The 18583-nt window shown below is 65.7% G+C and carries 17 protein-coding genes, 1 pseudogene and 1 riboswitch; of the genes and pseudogenes, 10 read left to right on the top strand and 8 right to left on the bottom strand.

Annotated features, from left to right (window positions below; all coding sequences use genetic code 11):
* Window positions 1–1110: pseudogene (locus tag AADI75_RS11530) on the bottom strand (hypothetical protein); the annotation flags it as partial.
* Window positions 1111–1490: 380 nt separating this feature from the next.
* Between AADI75_RS11530 and AADI75_RS11525 the strand changes: the two are divergent.
* The 9 genes from AADI75_RS11525 (at window position 1491) to lysA (ending at window position 8158) form a co-directional block, all read left to right on the top strand.
* Window positions 1491–2606 (top strand): hypothetical protein, encoded by a 1116-nt coding sequence (locus AADI75_RS11525; protein WP_341209167.1) that lies wholly within the window; start codon window positions 1491–1493, stop codon window positions 2604–2606.
* A 148-nt stretch (window positions 2607–2754) separates the two neighbouring features.
* Complete coding sequence (locus AADI75_RS11520; RefSeq protein ID WP_341209166.1) at window positions 2755–3474, top strand: helix-turn-helix domain-containing protein; 720 nt, start codon at window positions 2755–2757, stop codon at window positions 3472–3474.
* 212 nt (window positions 3475–3686) lie between these two features.
* Window positions 3687–4229: a hypothetical protein gene (locus AADI75_RS11515; protein ID WP_341209165.1), complete on the top strand. Its 543-nt coding sequence runs from the start codon at window positions 3687–3689 to the stop codon at window positions 4227–4229.
* Window positions 4222–4653 carry a hypothetical protein gene (locus AADI75_RS11510; RefSeq protein ID WP_341209164.1) on the top strand — a complete coding sequence of 144 codons (432 nt, stop codon included), beginning with the start codon at window positions 4222–4224 and terminating at the stop codon, window positions 4651–4653. Before AADI75_RS11515 ends, AADI75_RS11510 begins: the two co-directional genes overlap by 8 nt.
* Before the next feature lie 11 nt (window positions 4654–4664).
* Window positions 4665–5633: a magnesium and cobalt transport protein CorA gene (locus AADI75_RS11505; protein ID WP_341209163.1), complete on the top strand. Its 969-nt coding sequence runs from the start codon at window positions 4665–4667 to the stop codon at window positions 5631–5633.
* A 155-nt stretch (window positions 5634–5788) separates the two neighbouring features.
* Entirely contained in the window at window positions 5789–6052 is a 264-nt protein-coding gene (locus tag AADI75_RS11500; protein ID WP_341209162.1) for a hypothetical protein, read from the top strand.
* A 10-nt stretch (window positions 6053–6062) separates the two neighbouring features.
* Window positions 6063–6584, top strand: a complete 522-nt coding sequence (locus AADI75_RS11495; RefSeq protein ID WP_341209161.1) for an SAM-dependent methyltransferase — start codon at window positions 6063–6065, stop codon at window positions 6582–6584.
* Window positions 6581–6844, top strand: a complete 264-nt coding sequence (locus tag AADI75_RS11490) for a hypothetical protein (protein WP_341209160.1) — start codon at window positions 6581–6583, stop codon at window positions 6842–6844. The genes AADI75_RS11495 and AADI75_RS11490 overlap by 4 nt, the downstream gene beginning before the upstream one ends.
* An 18-nt stretch (window positions 6845–6862) precedes the next feature.
* Entirely contained in the window at window positions 6863–8158 is a 1296-nt protein-coding gene (gene lysA, locus AADI75_RS11485) for a diaminopimelate decarboxylase (protein WP_341209159.1), read from the top strand.
* Window positions 8159–8233: 75 nt separating this feature from the next.
* On the opposite strand, the gene AADI75_RS11480 is transcribed toward lysA, so the two are convergent.
* Window positions 8234–9097 (bottom strand): SDR family oxidoreductase, encoded by an 864-nt coding sequence (locus AADI75_RS11480; RefSeq protein WP_341209158.1) that lies wholly within the window; start codon window positions 9095–9097, stop codon window positions 8234–8236.
* The gene (locus tag AADI75_RS11475) at window positions 9094–9573 is read right to left on the bottom strand and encodes a MarR family transcriptional regulator (RefSeq protein WP_341209157.1); all 480 of its coding nucleotides are present in this window, start codon (window positions 9571–9573) and stop codon (window positions 9094–9096) included. Before AADI75_RS11475 ends, AADI75_RS11480 begins: the two co-directional genes overlap by 4 nt.
* Before the next feature lie 58 nt (window positions 9574–9631).
* Here AADI75_RS11475 and AADI75_RS11470 point away from each other — a divergent pair, with 58 nt between their 5' ends.
* A complete protein-coding gene (locus AADI75_RS11470; protein ID WP_341209156.1) occupies window positions 9632–11230 on the top strand; it encodes an aminotransferase class V-fold PLP-dependent enzyme in 1599 nt (532 codons plus the stop codon).
* Between the two features lie 138 nt (window positions 11231–11368).
* On the opposite strand, the gene AADI75_RS11465 is transcribed toward AADI75_RS11470, so the two are convergent.
* From AADI75_RS11465 to AADI75_RS11445, 5 genes are all read right to left on the bottom strand, one after another.
* Complete coding sequence (locus AADI75_RS11465; RefSeq protein WP_341209155.1) at window positions 11369–11587, bottom strand: hypothetical protein; 219 nt, start codon at window positions 11585–11587, stop codon at window positions 11369–11371.
* Window positions 11588–11923: 336 nt separating this feature from the next.
* A complete protein-coding gene (pnuC, locus tag AADI75_RS11460) occupies window positions 11924–12478 on the bottom strand; it encodes a nicotinamide riboside transporter PnuC (protein ID WP_341209154.1) in 555 nt (184 codons plus the stop codon).
* On the bottom strand, window positions 12478–13632 hold the full coding sequence (locus AADI75_RS11455; protein ID WP_341209153.1) for a phosphotransferase: 1155 nt from the start codon (window positions 13630–13632) through the stop codon (window positions 12478–12480). The genes pnuC and AADI75_RS11455 overlap by 1 nt, the downstream gene beginning before the upstream one ends.
* A gap of 2 nt (window positions 13633–13634) precedes the next feature.
* The gene (locus AADI75_RS11450; RefSeq protein ID WP_341209152.1) at window positions 13635–15875 is read right to left on the bottom strand and encodes a TonB-dependent receptor; all 2241 of its coding nucleotides are present in this window, start codon (window positions 15873–15875) and stop codon (window positions 13635–13637) included.
* A 97-nt stretch (window positions 15876–15972) separates the two neighbouring features.
* Window positions 15973–16082: riboswitch (TPP riboswitch) on the bottom strand.
* Between the two features lie 517 nt (window positions 16083–16599).
* The gene (locus AADI75_RS11445) at window positions 16600–18330 is read right to left on the bottom strand and encodes a tryptophan-rich sensory protein (protein WP_341209151.1); all 1731 of its coding nucleotides are present in this window, start codon (window positions 18328–18330) and stop codon (window positions 16600–16602) included.
* Window positions 18331–18583: the final 253 nt, after the last annotated feature.

Genomic DNA, 18583 nt, shown 5'->3' with positions numbered 1-18583 from the left:
CTGATTGCGGCTATCGGTCGCGGAGCCACCGCCGTTGCTCGCGACCTGCGCACCATTTGCCGAACTGGTCTGCGAATTGTCGGTCATGGACTGATTGCGGCTGTCAGTCGCCGAGCCGCTGCCGTTCGAGGCGACCTGCGCACCCGATGCGGATGTGGTCGTGGTGTTCGTACTGGTCGACTGGTTGCGACTGTCGCTGGCGTTGCCGCCACCACTGGCCGCGACCTGCGCCCCGCTCGCCGAATTGTCGGTGTCCGTGGTCGTCATCCGCGAATTGTTCGACTGGTCGCGACTATCGGTCGCCGAACCACCGCCATTGTTCGCGACCTGTGCGCCCGACGCCGAGGTGGTGGTCGAGGTGTTGGTCGTCGAGCGGTCTGAGTTGTCGTTGTTCACGGTCGAGCGATCGGCATTGTCGTTATAGGTGTACGACCGATCGGCATTGTCGGTGTTGGTCACCGATTGATTGCGATTGTCGCTAGCGGTGCTGCCGTTGTTGGCCGCCACTTGCGCGCCGTTGGCGGAGGAGTTGGTCGTGTTGGTGGTGGTCGCCATCGAACGGTTCGAATTGTCGGTCATCGACCGATCGGAATTGTCGGTGTTGGTGGTGGACTGATTGCGGCTGTCGGTCGCACTGCCGCCGTTGTTGGCCGCCACCTGCGCACCCGATGCACCGCTGCTGTCGGTGTTCGTGTTGGTGTTCGTGCGTGAATTGTTCGAATTGTCCGTGGTCGAGCGGTTCGATTGATCGGTCCACGTCGAGGTCGAGGTAGCGGTGTTGTTGCTATCGTTCGTGGAGTTGTTGGTACGCGAGTTGTTCGAATTGTCCGTCGACGAGCGGTTCGAGTTGTCGGTCCACGAACGATCCGACGAGTCGGTCTGCGTATTGGTCGCAGTGTTGTTGCTGTCGTTGGTCGAACTGTTGGTGTTGGTAGAGCTGTTGGTGTTGTCCGTATTATAGGCGCTGCTGGCCACGTCATTGCCGGCGGCGTTGCCGGTGTTCGTATTCGTGGTCGTGTAGGTGTTTCCGGGTTCGGTGGTCTGGGCGCAAACGGGCACGGTCCACGCCAGGACCGGTATCGATGCGGCGATCAGAAGACGCGATTTCATGGCAAGGCATCCCTTGTTGGCCGGTTCAGCCGGCGGTGTTTTCCAGCCCGGCAATCCTGCGGACCGAGCCGTCCCGCCAATACCGTTAATCATTCGTTAACCATCCCCCCCCTTTGCGGGCGACCGCTCCTCCCGTTTCACCACGCCAGCCACCCCCAAATGAGGGGGTACAAATCACTGATCTTCCCCTTGTTTCAAAATGGGATACATCGGATCAAACGACGTGGCGGCCGGTTGGCGTAGAAGAGGGCAGCTCGACACAGGGAATCGGGCACCAAAGGTGGAGAGGTAGTGCATTGCTGGCAGACAAAGATCTGCCCATGCTCTTCCGCGGGGCCGTTGCGCGCGCCAGTGTGGTGGCGGGGCACGATAGCGGGAGCGTGCGGCATTTGATTGACGGGCGGACACCGCTGCGCGACGCGCGGGTCACCTTCCACGACATATACGACGACGCGATCACGGTCGCCGACGACGTAGCGATGGTCACCGGCCATTTCGCCAGCACGCTGGGCGCGGAGGCGTGGGCACTTACCAGTACGCATGAGCAGGGCGCGTCGCGCTGCCTCGCCGCGCAGGGGCTGGACGATCTCACCGGCGCGGCGCTGGCGCAGATCGCCGACCGGATCGAATCCGATTGCGGCCATCGTGCGCCCGAACCGGTCTGGTGCGACCGCGTGTCGACCGCCTATCCCGCCTCGGCGCTGGTGATCCCCGTCCAGCGAACGCCGGGGCAGCCAGGCACGTTCGTCAATCTCATCTTCAGCTCGGCCGACGATGCGGCGCGTCGCGCGATCGAGGCGCAGTGCCGCCGTGAATGGCCCAGCGTCTCGGCCTACTTCCGGTTGTGGCAAGCGGCGCGGCTGGCGCAGCGGCGGACTGTCGGGATCGAGACCGGGCTGAACCTGGTGGCAATCGGGGTCGTGCTGCTGTCGGACGACGGGCATATCGCCTTCGCCAACGAAACGGCGCGACACCTGATGGAACGACACGACGGGATTCGCGAGCATCGAGGACAGGTACAGGCCACCGATCGTAGCGATGCCGCGGCGCTTTCGACCGCGATCGGCTATGTGCTGGCACAGAGTGGCGTGGACGGCGCCGTCGACCGCATGCCGTTGTTGATGTTGCGGCGTGACAGCGGGCCGCCGCTGGTCACCTCGTTCGCGGCGATGCCACGGTCGGCGCACGCGGACGGCGATGGCGAAGGGGCGCTGCTGTTCTTCGTCGATCCCGGGCTGGACATTCACCAGCTCGCCGAGCCGGTGTGCAAGCTGTTCCGGCTGTCGCGGGTCGAAACCGAGCTGACCTGCCTGTTGGCGTCGGGCCAGACGCTGGCGGCGGCCGCCCAGGCGCTGCACGTCAAGCTCGGCACCGCGCGCGGCTATCTGAAGCAGGTGTTCGTCAAGACCGGCAGCAACCGGCAGGTCGACCTGGTCCGTCTGATCTTCAGCAACCTGATCCGCGCCTCGCCCCACGACCATCCGTCGCGACGCTGACCTGTTCGCTAGGGCGCATCCGCCGGCCGTCTGGCGACGTATCTTCGCGCAAAGCATCGCGGAGACGTGAGTGGAGAGGTCATCGCCAATGTCCGGGAGGGGCGCCGTATCCCCGTCACCCAACAACGACCTCGTCGCCGATTATGTGGTGCGTACACCAATCCCGGGGGCAGGCGGCACGATCATATTGCCGGGCGGGCCGCGGATATACATGCTGGTCGGTGGCGAGGCGGCGGCGCGGCTTACGATCCGCCGTCGTACGAGCGCGCCGCTACCGCCGATCGGATTCATCGGGCCGACGACCAAGATCGCGCAGCTTGATCAAGGCGGCGCGACGCTGCTCGGCCTGCGGCTGCGCGCAACCGCCTGGCCGACGCTGTCCGATCGCGACCTTTCTCGCTTCACCGACCGCATCGTGCCGCTTGCCAGCATCGACCCGGCGGCCACGCCGAACCCCTGCGACGCCGGTGCCGACGCCGACGCCGCGACGGCGTTCGCCCCGTGGCTCGCCGCGCAACGTGCCGCCGGTCGCGCCCGCGCTGGCGTGGCGCAGCAGATCATCGCACTGATCGACGCCAATCCGCGCGCCAGCGTCGGCGAGGTCTGCGCGACGCTCGGCATCACGCCGCGACAATTGTCGGCCATCTGCCTGCACGTGTTCGGCCTGCCGCCGAAGCGCCTGCTGATGCTGCAGCGCCTCCTGGGCGTGCTCCGGCGCTTGATTCCCGATATGCGTGGTGCCGGGCGGGTGCTGTGGGAAGCCGGCTATGTCGATCACTCGCATTTCGCGAAGGACTGCCGCCGCTTCCTCGATTCAAGCCTTCATGGCTTTCGCCAGCGGCTCGGCGACGGCGGCGATCCGCTGTGATGGAAATCACTGCGACAAGTATCTGGCGGGGCCATAGCTCTTCACAAACAGGCGCGTCGCGGCCTGGCTAAGCACTCGAGTCCGCTAGCGCGCAGGCATGGGCGGCACACACCATTTCTCAGCACTATGCGCGTGCTATGCAATTAGCTGGAATCGATCTCGAAATGCTATGTCGAGGGCGATAATTGAGTTGCCACACCAAGGGTTGTGGCATGGCAGCGTTTCACCGGTCACGGCGCGCCGACATCGTTCTGCGCGCGACGGGACTTCTTCTTTGCTGGGTGAGTTACACCGCGATTTCGCGGCTCGTTACCATGCACGTACCACCGCAAAAGGCTGGTGTCCTTGCCTATGGGATCGCGGCGGTCGGCTTCATGGCCGCGAGTGCCGGCAGCGCGCTTGCGCTTCTGGGTCGTCATCTTTTCGATGAGGTCGAGGTGAGCGCTCGCTGGCGGGGGCGCCCCGACCTGAACGTCTCCCCTCCGTCAGAAGGTAGCATCCAGATGAACATCCCGGAACCGGCCATGCTGGTGGTAGGCCGCGACATCGATGGGGACTGGACCGTTCGTGAGAGCGCAGGAATGCTCCTCGGTCGCTTCTCATCCGCACAAGCGGCACAAAGGTTCGCGGAAGCGGAGCGGCGTGGTCGAACATCGGTTTCGGTCGCGACGTCAGCAGGGGTCCCGCACCGGATCGAGGGACGGCTGAGCCTGGTCAGTGATCGGACGTCGAAAGGCAGCATGGCCCGTGGGTAAGGTTCCGTCACGGTTGCTTGGTGTTTTGCTGCTTGTGTGTTCCGGCGGATCGACGCTGATCCATCGAAGCGTATTCGAAGTGGTGCGGCATGGTCCTGCGCGGGCCGCCGAATTTGGCCTCGGCCTGCTGACGTTCATTCTCGCCAGCACCGGCATCCTCCTTCTGATTCATGGCGCCAAGCTGTTCAAGCCGGCGCCTGAGCGCCTGCGTCGCGAGGCGCTGCGTGCGCGAATCGCGTTCCAATCGCGCCTGGAGGCACCGATCACGCCACAGGGACGGGCGTTCGATACGCGCCATGGCGCTTCGATGATGCAGGCGCGGCACCGGATGGGTCTGTCGCGGCGCACTCGGTTGATCGCCGAATCCAATGTCGGAAAGTCCGAACGGGCGTTAATCGACTGGACATCAGCGCCTCGCCGCTGATCAGGACTATTATGCCTGTCATCGCCGCCTATCTGTATCGCCATGGCCGCCGTGTTCGCGAGATCGCGATCGACGAACGGGTGGATTGCCCGTCCGACCGATCGGAGTTCGTCTGGATCGGGCTGACCGATCCGTGTGACGACGAGATCGAAACGCTGCAGCGCCTCTACAACCTTCACCCGCTTGCGATCGAGGACGCGCTCAAGGACGGGCAGCTGCCGAAGGTCGACGTGTACGGCGATCAGCTGTTCGTCATCGGCCGGACTGCTCATTTGTGCGACGGGCACATCGTCTATGGCCAGACGGCCGCCTTTCTCGGTCACAGCCATATCATCACCGTTCGACAGGGCTCGACAAGGTCCTACAAGCCGCTGCGCGAGCATCTGGAGGCCGCACCCGACCTGCTGGGCAAGGGCGGCGACTATGTCCTCCACGCCATCCTCGACTTCATCGTCGACGGCTATCTGCCGCTGATGACCGCGCTCGAGGAGGAAGTCGCGAGCATGGAGCAGCGGATGCTCGACACCTTCCTCGATCGCGCCGAGATCGCCCGAATCTTTGCGCTGCGACGTGACCTGATGCGCTTCGATCGCATTCTGGTGCCGATGGAGGAGGTCGCCCGCAAGCTGTCCAAGAACGAGCTGCCGTGCGTCGATGCCGAGGCGCGGCTGTATTTTCGCGACGTGCTGGATCACGTTCGCAGGGTGGAGACAATGGCGAGCGGCTTGCGCGATCTGCTGTCATCGGTGTTCGAGTTCAGCAATCTCATCGAGCAGCAGCGCACCGGCGCGATCACGCGCCAGCTTGCGGCCTGGGCAGCGATCCTGGCCGTGCCGACTGCCATCGCCGGCATCTACGGCATGAACTTCGAGCATATGCCCGAGCTGCGGAGCCCATACGGTTACCCTGTGACGATCGGCGTGATCCTGACGATCTGTTCGGCGTTGTACTGGCGCTTCCGCAAGGCGCGTTGGTTGTAGATCACACGCAGAGCAGCCCGAATGCGACGAGCCGTTGTCAGGCTTACGCGCGCACTATGCACTTTCCCGGAATCGATCTCGAATCGCTATGCGGGGGCTCGTACCTCCGATGAGCGGGCGCTGGACGCTCGATCATAGAAGGTTTCGAAGGCGATATGTCGTCTGAACCCACTCCGGAGCCCGACGAACCCGGGACAATTATCTACGTCGGTCAGGACAAGGCGGGCCACTGGCTCGTGCAGGATAGCAGCCGAAAGATGGAAGGCCGGTTCGTCTCGCGAGGCGCAGCACTCAGCTACGCCGAGGCGGAACGGCAAATGTACCACGCGAGCCTGGAAATCGTCTCGGCACCGCTGGTTCCGCTCATCTCCTTCGAGCCGGTGAGCCCGGCCGAGCACGCGCTACGCCGCGCCGCCTGAGGACTTTACCATGACATCGAAACTGAAGCCGATGGTTCCGGCGGGGCGCGCGCCGTTCCCGCCGTCGGCCCGCCCCTCCACGCTTCCCGGCAGTCGTACCGCTCACAATGACATCCGCTGGGCTCACATCTGCACGGCGCTCGCGGCCCTGCGCGCGCGGCGACGCCATGCCGTGCGGATCGTCGACGCCGACTGTGCCTGCGGCACCTTGCTGATTGAAGCGGTGCGTCATGCCAGGGCGCTCGGCTTCACGGCGATCGAAGGCCACGGCATCGACGGCTCGCCCGCGATGATCGGGCGTGCGCGTGCAGCGGCTGCGCGGCTGCATGATCCCGCGATCGGCCTCACCTTCGAGGTAACAGACATGATCGAAGCGCTGGCCGGCGAAGCCGACGTCCCGGCAGACATCGTCCTGTGGCGCGGTAGCGGCGCAAGTCATGATCGACCAGACTTGCGGGAGGGCCTCGCGAAGGCCGGCGACCTGGTCATCGACGATCGCGATTTCTCGCGTGATCGGGCACGGGCGGCATGACCCGGCGCGATCTGCAATGGAAAGCGGGCGGCTTTGCGCTGCTGGCTTCCTCCTGTGCGATGTGCCTGGCGCTTGACGGCTCCCCGGCGATGATCGTCTTCTTTCCGCTTGCCCTGCTCGGCTTGCCGTTGATGATCCACGGCAAGCGGGTCGGTCAATTGCTCCGGGCCGAGCGGCGCGGACACAGCCGCACTGTCGACGTCGTCCATGCCGCCCGCGTCCGTCGTCGCGGGCAGGCAGACGACGGTTTCGGACACTGACACGCAAGGTTCTCCACCATGAGCTTCTTCGACTATCGTGACGGTGTGCTGTGCGCCGAGAGCGTACCTCTGCCCACTATCGCCGACGCCGTCGGTACGCCCGTGCACGTCTATTCGGCCGGCGCGCTCCGGCAGGCCGCCGACGCATTCACGTCAGCCCTGCGGGATCTGCCTTCCGCGCGGTTCGCCTTCGCGGTCAAGGCCAACCCCAACGGCGCAGTCCTACGGTTGCTCGCACAGCGCGGCTACGGCGCCGACATCGTCTCGGGCGGCGAGCTGCGCCGGGCCTTGGATGCTGGGATCGCGCCTGCGAATGTGGTCTTCTCCGGCGTCGGGAAGACCGACCGAGAGCTGATCGACGCGCTGGAGGCCGGCATCGGCCAGTTCAATCTCGAGCTGGAGGAAGAAGGCCGCGTTCTGGCGCAGTTCGCGCGACGACGCGGGAGCCGCGCACCGGCGGTGTTACGCGTGAACCCCGATATCGACGGCGGAACGCATGCCAAGATCACGACCGGCAGACGGACAAGCAAATTCGGCGTCGATATCGCTGGTGCGCCGGACATGTATGATCGGCTCGCCCAATTGGATGGCCTCGATCTGCAAGGACTCGCGCTCCATATCGGCAGTCAGATCAGCAATCTCGAACCGCTGGAGGCCGCGTACCGCAGGATCGGTGAGCTGGTTCTCGAACTTCGCGCACGCGGGCACACGATCACCCGCGTGGATCTGGGCGGTGGGCTTGGCATCCCTTACCGACCCGAAGATGTCATGCCGTCTCTCACCGACTACGCCGCGATGGTCGCGCGGGTGACGCGCGACTGGAACGTCTGCCTCACGTTCGAACCCGGTCGCATCATCACCGGCTTGGCTGGCGTGCTGCTGACGCGGGTGATCTGGGTGAAACCGGGCGTAACCCACCCGTTCGTGATCGTCGATGCGGCGATGAACGATCTGGCGCGTCCCGCGCTCTACGACGCATATCACCGCTTCGCGGCCGTTCGTCCGGATGGACGGACAATGGTCGCCAATATCGCGGGACCTGTCTGCGAGACTGGTGACATGTTCGGTATCGATCGCGCGATCGATCACGTTGATCGTGGAGAGTTGGCTGTCTTCCATGCAACCGGCGCGTACGGAGCAGCGATGGCCTCAAGCTACAATTCTCGGCCTCTAAGCCCGCAAGTCATGGTCGATGGAGACACGTTCGAGCTGGTCGCCGATCGTACCTTGCCTCACGATACGTCGACGCGGCGGCAGAACGAACCACGGACGACAGGCCCCGCTTTCAACGGGGCGATGCCACAAGCAGCTTGACGCAGCCAACCGTTCCCGGGCCGGACGCGGTGGCAACCGTGATCGCTGGAAACTGACATACGGAAGGCCGGCGGGTCAGGCAGCCTTGACGAAGGCGTCGCGATGGTCGCGCAGGAAGCTGGCGAAGTCGCGCGGGGGCTGGCCAGTCAGGCGCTCGACCTCGCCGGTCGGATCGATATCGTGGTGGCCCGCCACCATGTCGCTGAACTGCGCGATGAGCCCCTTGGCCATCCAGCGCGAGTTGCCGGCCAGGCGCAGCACCGTATGGAATACCGGCACAGGCAGATCGAGGTAGCGCACCTTGCGCCCCGTCATCTGCGACAGCTGGACGGCAGCTTCCGCCATGTCGAAGGTCTCGGGCCCGGTCAGGAAATAGGTCGCGCGGCTGTGCCCGTCTTGCGTCAGCACGGTTGCGGAGACCCGCGCGATGTCGCGGGTGTCGATCCAGGACACCGATCCCTTGCCGGCACCAAGCGGCAGATAGCCCTTGGCCACCGGCTTGGTGAACCACAGGAAGTTCTGCATGAACGCGGTTGGCATCAGGATCGTCCAGTCGACCCCCGACGCGCGCAGGTGATGATCGATCAGCGCATGCGCCTTCGCCCAGGGAATCTTCGACCGCACGTTGCAGTCGGACGCGGAGATCTTGACGATGCGGCTTACGCCGGCGCGCGTGGCGGCATCGATCGCCGCCGTCTCCTGCGCGACCTGCGGGGGCTTGGGCGCGGTGACCAGGAACAGCGTGTCGATGCCGCTCATCGCCGCCGACAGCGTTTCTGGTTGGTCGAGGTCACCGAGCACGGCATCGACGCCGTCCTTGCGGAAGGAGTCGACCTGCTCCTGCTTGCGCGCCATCGCCCGGAACGACGTGCCCGCCTTCTTCAGCTGTCGGCAGACCTCGCCGCCGATGCCGCCAGTCGCGCCCAGAACCAGGATCATGACAGGGCTTCCTCATAGCTGTGGTGGACGGGGAGCGACACGGTTTCGGCACCGTCGAGCCGCTCGGAAATGACGGCGATCATCTCGCCAAGGGTGGCGATCGCGGCGTGCAGGCGCTCGCTTCCAATTCGGTCGGCGATGGCTTGATCCAAGGGCGCGACCACGTTTTCCGCGCCGGTGACCGCGCTGAGCCCGGCGGCCGTCAAGACGACCAGCTTCGCGCGTTGGTGGTGCGGATTGCTCTGAAACTCGACCAGCCCACGTTCGGCGAGCACATCGACGATACGCTGAACCGCCTGCCGGGTCAGGCCCATGTTGCGGGCGATCGATGCGGTCGGTAGCGGCATCGGCGAGTAGCGCAACGCCGCCAGGACCTGCCACCAGGCGCTGGTCAGCCCGAGATGCGCGACGAGTTCATTGCCGGCGCTAACCAGCCGGCCGTTGGCAGCGAAGACCGCCAGCGCCAGCGCGCGCACGGTGTTGTCCTCAGACAGCATATGACAGCCTGTTTTCTACATGACATCATGCTGTCAAATGTCGTTGCGTCGTTTTGGTTCCGCTCGATGCGCAAGCGCAGGCAATCTGCAGGCGCAGCTCGCAAAAAGGTTATCTGCGCGCGCGGGTCATCCTGACCTGTCGCGCGTTCACCGCCGCATGGATCAGAAGCAAACTCCTATCCTCGAGGCATTGGCGAAGATGGAGCGGCGGCCAGTCCGCGGTTTCGGGGCGCCTGGCCACAATCTCGGTCGAGGCGCCGCACGCGATCTGCGTAAGCTGCTCGGCGCCCGTGTTTTCGCGGCGGATATCATTACTCCTAAGGGGCTCGACGACCGCACCGAAGGCGGTCATGTCCTCCAACGCGCGCACGAGATTGCGGCCGAGGCGTGGAATGCAGACTTCTGCCGGTTCGTGACTGGTGGATCGACGCTGAGCCTGCACATGGCGTTGGCGGCGGTAGCCCGTTCCGGCGACACGGTGTTGTTTGCGGCCAACGTGCACAAAGCGGAGCGCGCCCATGCGCTGGCCGCAGGGTTAGATGCCCGCATCGTGCCCGTGATCGTCGACGACGGCTGGGACATCGAGCATGGAGTCGACCCGACCGCGCTTGCCGAAGCGCTCGACGCGAACCCCGGAGCGAAGGCGTTCGTCGTGGTGTCGCCGACCTACTATGGCGTGACCAGCGACATCGCTACCTTGGCCGACCTTTGCCACGCGCGCGGCGTGGTCCTGATCTGCGACGCGGCATGGGGCGGCGCTTTCGCCTTCTGCGAGGCGCTGCCTCACGACGCCCTCACCAAAGGCGCGGACGTTGCCGTATACAGCCTGCACAAGACAATGGGGGCGCTGACGCAAGGGTCGGCGCTGCTCGCGCGCGGCGCGTTGATCGATCAGCAGCGGCTGTGGATGGCGTACGAACTTTACGAGACGACTAGCCCGTCCGTGCCGATCCTTGCGAGCCTGGACGCCGCACGACGCGACCATGCGGTGGACGGCGAGGCGACATGGCGCCGGACGGTGGCGAGAGCTGACGATTTGCGTCGGCGTCTGGCCGGCATCGAAGGAATTCGTATCTTGGAGGCGCGGGACATTCCCTTGGGCTCGCAGCTGGATCCCACGAAGGTGTTGATCGACGTCTCCGCGCTCGGCGTCTCAGGCTATGCGATGGATGACTGGCTCAACGAGCATCATCGGCTGTGCGTGGGTCTGTCCGACGCGCGCCACCTGCTCGCGGTGATCTCCGTGGGCACGACTGCTGGCGACGTGCGGGCATTGGCAAAGGCGCTCGCAGACTGCGTTGCACGGCTGCGAACAGGTGATCTGACGCTGGCAAAGGCCCTCGATGCGCCGAGCCACGGAACGCTGACGACCGAAATGGCGGCAGCACCCTCCGACGCCTTTTTCGGACCGGTCGCGCAAGTAGCGTTGGAAGACGCCGCGGGCCGGATCGCCGCGGAGATCGTCGCTCCTGCCCCGCCGGGAGTACCCCGCCTCGTCCCTGGGCAGCGGATCGGCGCGGAGCACGTCGCCTGGCTTACCGCCAATCGGGACTCGGGCATGTTCCTGCTGGACCCAACAGATCCTAGCCAAAGGACGATCCGGTGCGTCGTGGAAGACGCCAAACCTCCAAATTGACCCACCTGCGGTCATTCCAGGCACCCTGACCGCCTCGCAATTACCGCCGTTCGCTTATCGAAATGTCCGAGGCGTGGGGGCAACGCGCCGAGGCGTTTCACTGGCGGCTTGGTGCGGCCGGGCGTCGCAACGAAGCCGTTACCGTCTGCAGCGCGTGCGGATCTGTTGAGCCATGCCTGCATCGCCGCCAACAAGCGCCGCATCAGCGGCAGCGTCACAGCGCCCGTCAGCGATCAGGCCGTCAACCCTGTTCGGGAGCACGCGCGCAGCCTCTGCCTGGCTGTTGGTCGCGGACATCGTGGCGGCAGCTTGCCGGTCGATTAGCTCCCGCTCCGCTTCCTGGCGCTGGACTGCCATGCGGCCCGCCTCCTGCTCGCTGTAAGTGGGCGCGCGACCCAAATTGCAGAGATAGTCCCCGGGGGTGCACTGGGCCAAGAGGGCGACGTGGATAAGCAAAGCGAGCATGGCGGTCCTGCGATCGTGAGAGCTGGCGGGCGCTGACCCAAGATTGGGATCGATGCGTCGAATGTTTAGAGGTTCGCGCGGACCGCCTGACTTCCGATCACGGTACCTCAGCCACAATGGAGCGTGCGATTCAGGAATGTGGGCGCTGAGTTCTGGAGGCTGGTCGGTGGATCGGCCTTGATCCTGGGCGAGGCAATCGCCCGGTTCGCCAAGGCAGTGGTTAGACAGCTAATTTCGCGCCTGCCGCCACCGCCGGTAGCCCACCACCGCGAGGCCAATCATCACCGCATAGAGGCTCGCGGTCAGGATCAGTCCCTTGAAGGCGAACATGCCGACATACACGACGTCCACCGCGATCCAGAGCAGCCAGCTCTCGCTGTGGCGGCGGGCAGTCCAATATTGCGCGACAAGGCTGAAGCTGCTGAGGGTCGCGTCCATCCAGGGCAGCGCCGCGTCGGTATGGCGGCTGGTAAACCACCCGATCGCGAGCCCGCCAAGCAGGCCGGCGGCCAAGCCGGCCATCGCCGGCCGGCGCCGCAGCGGCATCACGACGACCGCGCCGGCGTCGTGCCGGCCACGACGCCAGACGATCCAGCCATAGAGGATGCCGACCCCGAACACCGCCTGCAGCACCATGTCCGCATAAAGCCGCACGTCGAGGAACAACTTGAAATACAAGGCGCACGCGACAAGGTTCAGCGGCCAGCACAGCATGTTGCGCCGGGAGGTCAGCCAGATCGCCAGAAAGCTGGTCGCCACCGCGGCGATCTCAAGGGGCGACATCAGATGCTGCGCTCGCCGCGAAGCCGCGTGAGGAAAGCCTGCCCGGCGGCGGAGCGGAACCAGTCCGCATGGCCGAGGAGGTATCGCTCCCAGGCAAGCAATGCCGCGTCGCGATCTTCGACGACGCCGGCGAAATAGGCGACTTCGGACAGTGCGAATTCGATATGCACCAGCGGCAGTAGCCGGACGATTGTGTCGATCGCGTCGCGATCCAGCGGGCGGATCGTCGAATAGCCGGCGAGCAGCGAACGCGCGGCGACGGGGTCGGCGATGCTGTCATCCCGGCGCTCCCCGAGTTCCAGCCACGCGAAAGCGGTCCGCTCGATCGCGATCGCCAGGTCGTGTGCGGCGCAGGTCCGATCGGCCAGGCCGAAGTCGAAGACGGTTTCGACTTTGCCGTCCGCCGACCAGAGAAGATTGGAGGGATGCCAGTCGTTGTGCGTCCACAGCGGTGCTTGATCCGCCATCCGCTGCGCAAGCTCGTCGCCCGACGCCGCGAAGAGCGACGACAACTGACGCCGCCACGGCCGCCCCTCCAGAAACGCGGCCAATGCCGGCCGCGCGGCGATATAAGCCGTGGCACGCGCCAGCGGCGCCTTGGCGGACAGGATGCTGACGCTGGCGACCAGCGGCTGCGCGACGCGCGCGGGCGCGTCGAAGCCGTGCGACGCCTGATGCAGTCGCGCCAGTGCGACGCCAGCCTCATGGGCATGGGCGGGTGATCGGAAGGGCGTCCACGACGGCTGGTCGCGATATGCATCGTCCCCCGCCCCACGGCGATGGAGTTCATAGGTCCATTCGCCGATCGCAACCGCGCCGGCTCCGTCCGCGGTGCGCAGCACGTCCGGGACGGGCAGCCCCGCCTGCGCGAGATGCGTGATGAAACCATGCTCCTCGGCCAATCCGGCGACCGAACGCACCCGGCGATCGTGGCGCTTGAGCAGCAGCGCGCCCGCCGTCGTATCGACCAGCGTCGCCGCCGAGAAGGGACGCGGAGAATGCCAGCGCAGCCGCTCGATCGGTGCTGCGAGCGGAAAGCGGGCCAGCACGCCCGCCGCCTCGTCGTCCGTAATCGCAGGCCAGGTCGGCGCCTCCATTACGAGGCCCATGCCGTGCACGCGGTGGACGGTCCCTTGGTCTTCGGCGACGCTCATGCTCAGAAGCCACGCGACAGGGTCGCAACGACGGCCGCGCCGCTGCCGACGTAATAAGCGGGCGCATTGCCGGCGATGACCGTGCCGCGCCGTCCGATCACATCGCCGGCGTTGGTGCTGACCGCCTGAACCCCCGCCAAGACATGCGGATCGGTCACGTTGATTGCGTTGACGCGGAGGTCGGTCGGCTTGCCGCCGAACCAGTCGGCCATATGCATGCCGACGGCGACGTCCAGCGTCGCATATCCCTTGATGCTCTCGTCGTTCATGAACGTCGCATATTGGCGCCCGACATATTTCGCAGCGATGCTGCCGAACAGGCGGCCGTCGTCATACGTGCCGCCGCCACCGACCTGCAGCACCGGGCTCGACACCGCGCGCTTGCCCCGCGTCGGCAGATCGTCGGCACCGACCGGCAGATCGTCGTCGATCTGCGCACGCAGAACCTCGCCCGAAAGGTAGACGCTGACACCCCGGGCGGGCCGATAGTCGATCTCGGCATCGACGCCGTAGGACGTCTGCCCGCCGGCGTTCAGCGTCGAATTGACCTGCGCGCCACCGGCAACGACCACCGTCGCCAGCTGACGGTTGCGGAAATTATAGTGGAAGCCGGTGATCGATCCCGACAGGTTGGGGCCGATGTAGCGATAGCCCAGTTCCTGCGACACCGAATATTCGTTCTTCAGCGCGTTGGTGCCGCGGGTCGACACGATCCCCCCGTCATAGCTGTCGTACAGCGTGAATTCGTTGGGCGTCCGGAAATTGGTCGTGATGTTGGCGAACAACTGCTGGCGGTCATCCAAGGCGTAATGCACCGCTGCGCGCGGCAAGGGGATGAAACTGTCGCGGCGAACGCGGGTCTGCGGCCCGGGCAGGTAATTGCGGCCGTTGCGCAGCAAGCCGACGCCCTTGATACCGGCATCGATCGTCAGGCGGGGACCGACAGCGATGCTGTCGGCGACGAAGAAGGCCTTCGTCACGGTCACGGTGCGCTGGTTTTCGTAGGCGAGCAGGCGGCCGTCGGCGGTGCGGATCGCCTTGCTGCGATATCCCCATCGGTCCGCCGGCCGTCCCGCGCCATCGACCGCGGTGTAGGTCTGCGTGACGCGGTCCGTTCCGTAATCGAACCACAATCCGGCGGTGATCCGGTGGACGCCCGCCTGCAGCGTCAGCTTGCTGACGTTGCCCGTGCGCATCTGGTCCCCGGTGTAATTGCCCAGGACCGTCGCCACGCCATCGACCGCACCGGGCACGGCGATCGGTTGCGTCAGTTCCTCGTTGCCCAGGAAATTGCCGGTGGTGGCGAGTTGGGTGCCGTAGGGCGAGTTGCCATAGCCGAACTGGAGATAGGTGGTGGTGTCGAGCGTCAGCCGATCGGTCAGCGTGACATGCACCGGGGCCGAGGCGTAGAGGTTGCGGAACGGCGCCCGGTATAGCTGCCAGAAATTGGTGTTCCCGGCGGTGAACTGCGCATCATAGTTGAAATCACGACCCTGCGCCCGCCACTGGGCAAGCGTCGGGCTGGGATAGCTCGCCGAATTGGCATCGTTGTACGACAGCGCCAGGCTGGCGCGGTTTCCGTCGCCCCATTCGTGCAGCAATTTGGCATCGACATGCTGGCGCGTATCGTAGCCCGCGCCGCGCCAATTGTCGGCGCGGGTGTTCGAATAGGACACGAACGCGGTGAGCCCCGTCGTGCCGATCGTCCCCGTATCGACGCGCGCGAACACGCGACGCAACGCATAGGACCCCAGCGAGAGATCGACCAGCGCCCGCCGCGTCGCCTTCGGGTCGTCGAGCGTCAGCGACAGCAACCCGCCCGCCCCGCCCACCGTCGGCGAGTCGATGTCGACTGATCCTTGCGCCAGCGCGATCAGCCGCACGTTCCCCGGATCGGCAAACTGCGACGGATAGGCATAATAATAACCGATGTCGTTCTGCGGCGCGCCTTCCAGCAGCACGCCGATCTCGTCCTGGCCCAATCCGCGGAGCGTCAGGCTCGAACTCGTCGACAGGCCATAAGGGTCGCTGGAGGCGACGTTCGCACCGGGCAGGAGATTGACGAGCTGGAACGCGTTGAGCGTCGGGGCCTGCTTGACGATGAACTCGGAGGAGATCGCACTCACCGCCTTCGGCGCGGTTTGGTCGGGCAGCAGACCTTCGGGATCGCGGTGGCCGACGACGCGGATATCATTCGCGGGCCCGGTGGCGTGTTGCGCCGAGGCGGCAACGGACATTGCCATAAAGCCCGCAGCCAGCGCCGCGGTGCTGCACCGGATCATCATTGGAGCACTTGTATTCACAGCCGGCATCTTGTCGGGTCCACTCCACACGGAGGGACGACGGAGCCGCGACCCTCCCTACGCCGGTATCACCCGGATCAGGTTCAGCGGGTCATGGGCTGCTGCCCACCTCTCAGCCGCGCGTCAGCGGCCCCCCGGGGATGACGTCGTCTAGGCGGTAATAATGTTTGTGCAAACGGTTATCGTACCTACCGGGAATGACCGAGTTGCGGGCGTTTGAGCGCCCGTCTTCACTTTCCCTAGAACAGCCACCGGCCGCATGACCGTGTGCGACCAGGACGCCGTGATGTTCGATGCGGATGTGCCGATCGCTGGGCGCGGCGATGGCGGATCGCGGATAGCGCCACACGCTTTCCGGACCGGACGCTGACGGTAGAGGCGTTCCGGCGGCAACAGGATCAACGGACTGCGCGCCGCTTCCCGAGTGGCCGCAACAGCGGGATGGCCCACCACACCGCCGCGAATGCAGCCGCCCGCGACAACATTAGCCCAGCCGCCTCACGGGCATGGAATCGAGCCAACATCGCGCCGTAGTCGAGTGAGCACGCCGCAGGGCAGCCGCGTCGACGAACGTGATGGCGCCGCGGGTGTCCAGCCGGCGCGCCAGCGCGATTTCACGCCTGCCAGAGCGGGCAGTCGCCGTCGTGCCACGCCGTGGCCCGGCTCATCGACCCCCTTCCGGATTGTCGCGCCGGATGCGAGCGGCGAGCAGCGTCGCGAAGCCGAGCCAGGCGACGAAGGGCACCGCCAGGGCGGCAGCCGGCCGGTCCGCTTTGGCGGCGGTCGCGACATAAGCCGCGCCTGTCGCCACCATCGCTCCTGAGGCAAGCGCGCTGGCCCCCAGTCGCTTTCTGCGAAAGAATAGCTCCGTCCAGCCGCCCACCATCGCCGTGTTCGCGAGCCATAGGCCGACCGCGGCGTTGCGCGTCGTATCCGACGGTCGTCGAAGAAGGCGATACCCGCCGACCGCCAGACCGGTCTCCAGTATCGGCCAGACCGCGCCGAACACCGCGTCGGGGGGCGTGTAGCCGGGCTTGTCCAATCGACGATACCAGCGACGGATGCCGGGATGCGACGGATCGGGTGCGTTGCGCCGCCCAACGAGCGCGCTCGCACCGAGGACCACGCCGACCGCACCGACCGCCAGCAGCGGCGACAGGCCTTGCTGTGACGAGGCCCCGGGCGCGTTCGGCAAACCTGCCGACGTCGGCGTGCCGTAGCGCGACAGGTCGACATCCTTGGAACCGCCACCAAACAGCTTGCCGGCGACGCCGCGCACGGCAGGACGGCTCGCTGCGTTCAGCACGGTGTGCAGCAGCCGAACGCCGAGCCGGCTGTGCGGGTTCGCGAGGCGCGGCGCGATCTTCGGCACGCCCTGCGCATCCTCGACCATCGGCCGCATCGCCTGCTCATACGCCGTCAGCGCCCCGCGCACATCGGTCGAGCGGATCAGTTCCTGCGCCAGTACGTAGGCACCCGTCACCGCCAGCGTGGTGCCATAGCCGGCGATCGGCGTCGCGCACCACGCCGCATCCCCGGTCAGCACGACCCGGCCCTTCGACCAGCACGGCATCCGCACCTGGCGAAGGACGTCGAAATAGAAATCGTCGGTCGCCTCCATACCGGCGAGCACGCGGTCGCTCTGCCAGCCCGCGCCCGCGAAGCGCTCGCGCAGCCAAGCCTTTTGACGATCGCTATTCCAGTCCTGCTCGCCCGCTGGCCGCTGCTGAACCGACAGCATGGCCCGCGCAGTGCCGTGCCGATCGGGCCGGAGCGATACGCTCCGCCCGCCGGGCGCATTGTACCAGCGCCAAAGGCGATCGTCGTCAGCCTGCCTCGGGATGGTGAAATAGGCGATGGTCAAATCCATCCAGCGCGGCACGTTTTCGCCCGGAAAGACCAGTTCCCGCGTCCTCGACCCCACCCCTTCGGCAACGATGACCAAATCAAATCGTTCGATGGTGCTGCCCGCGAAGGTGACGGTCACGCCCTCGTCATCCTGCTTAATGTCGGCGATGCTGTCACCGAACCGGTATGTCGCATGCTCGCTTGCCGGTTCGTAGAGCAGCCGGGCGAGGTCGCCGCGCAAAATCTCCATCTCGGCGGTAGGGCCGTCAGCGCCCGTGTCCGCGGTGAGGAACTCCGCCGCGACCTTGCCGTCCTTGTCCACCCACGCGGTGCCCTCTTCCCCCGTGCCCCGATCCAATGCCGCCTGCTCAAGCCCCATTCGGCGCAATACCTCGCGTCCGACGCCGCGCACGTCGATGTTCTGACCGCCGTCGCGAAACCCGGGCGCACGTTCGACGTCGGTCACGTCGAGGCCGGCCCGCCCCAACCACCAGGCAACGGTGTTGCCGGCGACGCTCGCGCCGGTGATAAGAATGCGACGGGCCATAAGCAGATTACTCCTCACCCGCCCCAACGAACAAAAAGGGATAAGTCGCCAAAGCGAGACATTCTCCTGTACCCGCGCGAGCCGAAGGCGAAACTTGGTACGTTGATGAAGGCTACGGGATGCCATGTCCGCATTCACGCCGGCACCTTGGCTGATGGATCCGGAAGCAGTCATTCGCAGGGCTCTACCCGCCTATTACCTCCCGCCGCTCGTTCATATCGGCACTTGAGCGCTTCGAGCGCGCTGCACGGCG

Source organism: uncultured Sphingomonas sp., assembly GCF_964021865.1.
GTDB lineage: Bacteria > Pseudomonadota > Alphaproteobacteria > Sphingomonadales > Sphingomonadaceae > Sphingomonas.
The sequence above is the reverse complement of the archived record's forward strand: the minus strand, read 5'-3'. Positions and strand labels throughout refer to the sequence as shown.